A 4,344-nucleotide genomic window follows, 5' to 3' on the forward strand; every position below is an offset into this window, starting at 1 on the left:
CAGGACTGCCCAGCCGCCATAGGTGATGCCGCCGATCAGTGCTGTCAGCACCATCAGCGAGCCGACAGCCCGCGGTTCGATCTGGCTGAGCAAGCTGCTGGGGGCCGGAACAAACGGGGTGCTGGACGCGCCGAAGGCATCGCCGCCCAGTCCGGTGGACGCTGCCGCCGGGCCAGCACCGGCCGGGCTTCGGCTGGAGGCCTTGGCAGACATGCCGTGGGCCACGGTAAAGCCGCTTTCGCGGCAGAAGTCCTGAAAGGCGGCTTCTGCGTCCATGTTCAGATAGCGCGCATAAGAACGCACATACCCGGCGATGAAGCCGGGTGTGTCAAAGGCAGAAGGATCTGAATTCTCAATCGCGGCGATGTAGGACGCCTTGATCCGCAGCTCGCGCTGGACATCCAGCAACGACTTGCCCATCGTTGCCCGTTCACCGCGCATCACGTCGCCGAGCTTCAGTTCGAAATCGTCGAACCCCTTCGGTTCTGCCGTTCCGCCATGCTCTTCTTGCTTGCGCTGGGTGAAGCGCCCGATCATGCCTGATGTCCCATTTCTGCCTGCCGCAATCTGTTCAGGGCGGTGAAGGAATCACAGTTGCGACTCAGGCCCGCTCATTGATTGACAACAGCGTAACACAGCAAAGGTAAATTTACACTGATCAGTAGGTTACCCGGCAAGTTCGGCACGATTCAGCGCACAATGCGACCACAATGAGTCCATTGCCTGGACCAGCGCGTCGATTTCCTTGGGGCCGTGCACCGGCGACGGGGTAAAGCGCAGACGCTCGGTGCCGCGCGGCACGGTGGGGAAATTGATCGGCTGCACGTAGATGCCGTAGTCCTCCAGCAGGTGGTCCGACAGCACCTTGGTGTGGACCGGATCGCCGACGATCACCGGCACGATGTGGCTGCCATGGTCGATGATCGGCAGGCCGAGGCCCTTGAGCCGCAGTTTCAATACCTTGGCCTGGTCCTGTTGCTTGTCGCGCAGGTTCTGCGCGCCTTTCAGATAAGCAACCGAGGCCGCCGCCCCCGCCGCCACGGCAGGCGCCAGCGAGGTGGTGAAGATGAAACCCGGCGCATAAGAGCGGATCGCGTCGCACATTCTGGCCGAGGCCGCGATATAGCCACCCATCACCCCGAAGGCCTTGGCAAGCGTGCCATTGATGATGTCGATGCGATGGGCCAGGCGGTCGCGCTCGGTGACGCCGCCGCCGCGGGGGCCATACATGCCGACCGCATGCACCTCGTCGATATAGGTGAGCGCGCCGAATTCGTCAGCCAGGTCGCAGATTTCCTCGATCGGGCCGAAATCCCCATCCATCGAGTAGACCGATTCAAAGGCAATCAGCTTTGGCGCCTTGGGGTCGTCCGCTTCCAGCAGTTCGCGCAGATGCGCCAGGTCGTTGTGCCGGAAAATGCGCTTGGCACCGCCGTTGCGGCGCACGCCCTCGATCATCGAAGCATGGTTCAACGCGTCGGAATAGATGATCAGCCCCGGGAACAGCTTGTGCAGCGTGCTCAGCGTGGCATCATTGGCGATATAGGCCGAGGTGAACAGCAGCGATGCTTCCTTGCCGTGCAGATCGGCAAGCTCCGCCTCCAGCTGCTTGTGATACACCGTGGTGCCCGAGATATTGCGGGTGCCGCCGGAGCCTGCGCCGGTGGAATCGATCGCATCGTGCATTGCCTCCAGCACAACCGGATGCTGACCCATGCCCAGATAGTCATTGCCGCACCAGACGGTGATGTCCTGTTCGCTGCCGTCCGGGCGGGTCCAGACCGCATGCGGGAAATGCCCCTTCTTGCGCTCGATATCGATGAAGGTCCGGTAACGGCCCTCGTCGTGAAGGCTGGCAATCGCTGCATCCAGTTTCGCGGTATAATCCACCGGCATCTCCATGGCTTCTTGCGGCCCCGGGGGCACGCGGGCTGTGTAAAAAGGGCACGGCCTTCCGGCGATGCGGCCACATTCACGGTCCGGAATGAATACCGCAGGCACCCCCTTCGATCAACTGCATACGCGCAGCCCTTGGTGCGCAACATTGATGCAGGTCCAATAAAACTTAAACAGGGCGGCGGCAAGAACGCCTGCGCCAAATCGCCCCCCATTTGCGGCGCATTTGCTGCCTTTCCGGCCGCAAATGTGCAGGATCGGAAACCTGCCGCCCCGGAAAAAACAAGCGAAATCCCTCCCTTCCCCCACTGGCCCCCGTTCCGGGCCGCTGTTAGGGTCCGCGGCAAATTGCCCGCAACCGGACACGCAGGAGAATGAAAAATGGCACTGAATGATGTTCTGGACCGGATCGACACAGAGCTGGACGCCGCCACCGAACGGCTGATGGACCTGCTGCGGATCCAGTCGATTTCCACCGATCCTGCCTTCAAGGCGGACTGTGATAAAGCCGCCGGCTGGCTGGTCGCGGACCTCAATGCCATCGGCATCGCGGCGGAAAAGCGCGAAACGCCGGGCCATCCGATGGTGGTGGGCCATGTCGGTGAGGAGAACGCGGACGCGCCGCATGTGCTGTTCTACGGCCACTATGATGTGCAGCCGGTGGATCCGCTGGAGCTGTGGAACACGCCGCCGTTCGAGCCGCAGCTGGAGGAAACCCCGAACGGCACCGTGATCCGCGGCCGCGGCGCCTCCGACGACAAGGGCCAGCTGATGACCTTTGTCGAGGCCTGCCGCGCCTGGAAAGCGGTCAACGGTTCCCTGCCCTGCCGCATCACCTTCTTCTTTGAAGGCGAGGAGGAATCCGGCTCGCCCTCGCTGATCCCGTTCATGGAGGCCAACGCGGAAGAGCTGAAAGCCGACCTCGCGCTGATCTGCGACACCTCGATGGTGTCGCGCGGGGTGCCGTCGATCTCCTCGCAGCTGCGCGGCATGCTGAAGGACGAATTCACTATCACCGGCCCGCGCATCGACCTGCACTCCGGCCACTATGGCGGCCCCGGCCTGAATCCGCTGCGGGTGCTCTCGGAAGTGATCGCCTCCTTCTATGACACTGAGACCGGCCGCGTTGCCGTCGACGGCTTTTATGAAGGTGTGCATGAGGTGCCGGAAGACCAGCTGCGCCAATGGCAGAACTGCGGCTTTGACGAGGGTGAGTATCTGAACTCAGTCGGCTACTCTCAGCCGCACGGCGAAAAGGCCTATTCCACCCTGGAACAGCAATGGGCCCGCCCGACGCTGGAGGTGAACGGCCTCTGGGGCGGCTACAACGGGGCCGGCTCGAAAACCGTGATCCCGTCGGAAGCGCATTGCAAGATCACCTGCCGCCTGGTCGGCGACATGGATCCCGACGCGCTGCGCACGAAGATCCGCAAACACGTGGAGGACCGCCTGCCGGTGGACGCCTCGGTGCGCTGGGACAATGATCTGGAAGGCTCGCCCGCCGCAGTGATGAACATCGCCCGCCCCGAGTTCGAAGCCGCCCGCACAGCCCTGTCGGACGAGTGGCAGCGTGAGGCGGTCTTCTGCGGCATGGGCGGCTCGATCCCGATTGCCGGCTTCTTCACGTCGATCCTGGGCATGGACGCGATGCTGATCGGCTTTGCCAATGACGACGACGCGATCCATTCGCCGAACGAGAAATACGACCTGAAGAGCTTCCACAAGGGCATCCGCTCCTGGGCCCGTGTCCTGGACGCCCTGGCGCCATGACGGAACAGAAAGCGGCCGAAGGCCCGCATCTGGCCGACATTCTCGCCTTGGAAACCAAGGTCTGGGAGGCGCTTGTCTCTGGCGATCCCGAGGCGGATGGCCGGCTGCTGTCGGAGGACTTCCTTGGCGTCTATCCCAGCGGCTTTTCAGACAAGGCAGGCCATTGCGGGCAACTGAAAGACGGGCCGCTGATGGCGCGATACCGGCTGAGTGATGCGCAACTGCGCATCATTACAGCGCGCGCTGCACTGCTGTCCTACCGCGCGCGGTACTGCGCTGCGGGCAGCGGCCAATGGCAGGTCATGCTGATCTCCTCGCTTTGGGAGCAGGGCGCCGCAGGCTGGATCAACACATTCAGCCAGGACACTCCGGAAACCGGAGCGTGACCTGCAGACCGGCTGCGTCTTTTTATAGCGGCGAGGAAGAAAGTGGCGCGGTTGACGGGGCTCGAACCCGCGACCCCCGGCGTGACAGGCCGGTACTCTAACCAGCTGAGCTACAACCGCGCGTTTGCCTTTCGGCGGCCGTTTCCGGCCATTGTTCCCCTCCGGGGCGGACCCTGTGATGCCAGGGCGGCAGGCGAAAGTGGCGCGGTTGACGGGGCTCGAACCCGCGACCCCCGGCGTGACAGGCCGGTACTCTAACCAACTGAGCTACAACCGCATTTTCGCCTTGCGG

General features: G+C 63.1%; 4 protein-coding genes and 2 tRNA genes. 2 read left to right on the top strand and 4 right to left on the bottom strand.

Annotation, left to right across the window (positions count from 1 at the left end; all coding sequences use genetic code 11):
* Both VOI29_RS22885 and hemA read right to left on the bottom strand, forming a co-directional pair.
* Positions 1 to 537: helix-turn-helix transcriptional regulator (locus VOI29_RS22885; RefSeq protein ID WP_323783995.1), on the bottom strand; the 537-nt coding region annotated here is incomplete at its 3' end.
* A 129-nt stretch (positions 538 to 666) separates the two neighbouring features.
* Positions 667 to 1,890: a 5-aminolevulinate synthase gene (gene hemA, locus VOI29_RS22890; RefSeq protein ID WP_323783997.1), complete on the bottom strand. Its 1,224-nt coding sequence runs from the start codon at positions 1,888 to 1,890 to the stop codon at positions 667 to 669.
* Positions 1,891 to 2,277: 387 nt separating this feature from the next.
* Between hemA and VOI29_RS22895 the strand changes: the two genes are divergently transcribed.
* Both VOI29_RS22895 and VOI29_RS22900 read left to right on the top strand, forming a co-directional pair.
* A complete protein-coding gene (locus VOI29_RS22895) occupies positions 2,278 to 3,666 on the top strand; it encodes a M20/M25/M40 family metallo-hydrolase (protein WP_323783999.1) in 1,389 nt (462 codons plus the stop codon).
* Positions 3,663 to 4,052 carry a nuclear transport factor 2 family protein gene (locus tag VOI29_RS22900; RefSeq protein ID WP_323784001.1) on the top strand — a complete coding sequence of 130 codons (390 nt, stop codon included), beginning with the start codon at positions 3,663 to 3,665 and terminating at the stop codon, positions 4,050 to 4,052. The genes VOI29_RS22895 and VOI29_RS22900 overlap by 4 nt, the downstream gene beginning before the upstream one ends.
* Before the next feature lie 43 nt (positions 4,053 to 4,095).
* On the opposite strand, the gene VOI29_RS22905 is transcribed toward VOI29_RS22900, so the two are convergent.
* Together VOI29_RS22905 and VOI29_RS22910 are read right to left on the bottom strand one after the other, a co-directional pair.
* Positions 4,096 to 4,172: transfer RNA gene (locus VOI29_RS22905), tRNA-Asp, on the bottom strand.
* Between the two features lie 80 nt (positions 4,173 to 4,252).
* Positions 4,253 to 4,329: transfer RNA gene (locus VOI29_RS22910), tRNA-Asp, on the bottom strand.
* Positions 4,330 to 4,344 lie beyond the last annotated feature (15 nt).

It is taken from the genome of Leisingera sp., assembly GCF_034669605.1.
Classification (GTDB): Bacteria; Pseudomonadota; Alphaproteobacteria; order Rhodobacterales; family Rhodobacteraceae; genus Leisingera.

What these genes read in the sequence shown, in the direction of transcription:
- VOI29_RS22895 (WP_323783999.1), top strand. Translation starts at nt 2,278, where the DNA reads ATGGCACTGAATGATGTTCTGGACCGGATCGACACAGAGCTGGACGCC.
- VOI29_RS22900 (WP_323784001.1), top strand. Translation starts at nt 3,663, where the DNA reads ATGACGGAACAGAAAGCGGCCGAAGGCCCGCATCTGGCCGACATTCTC.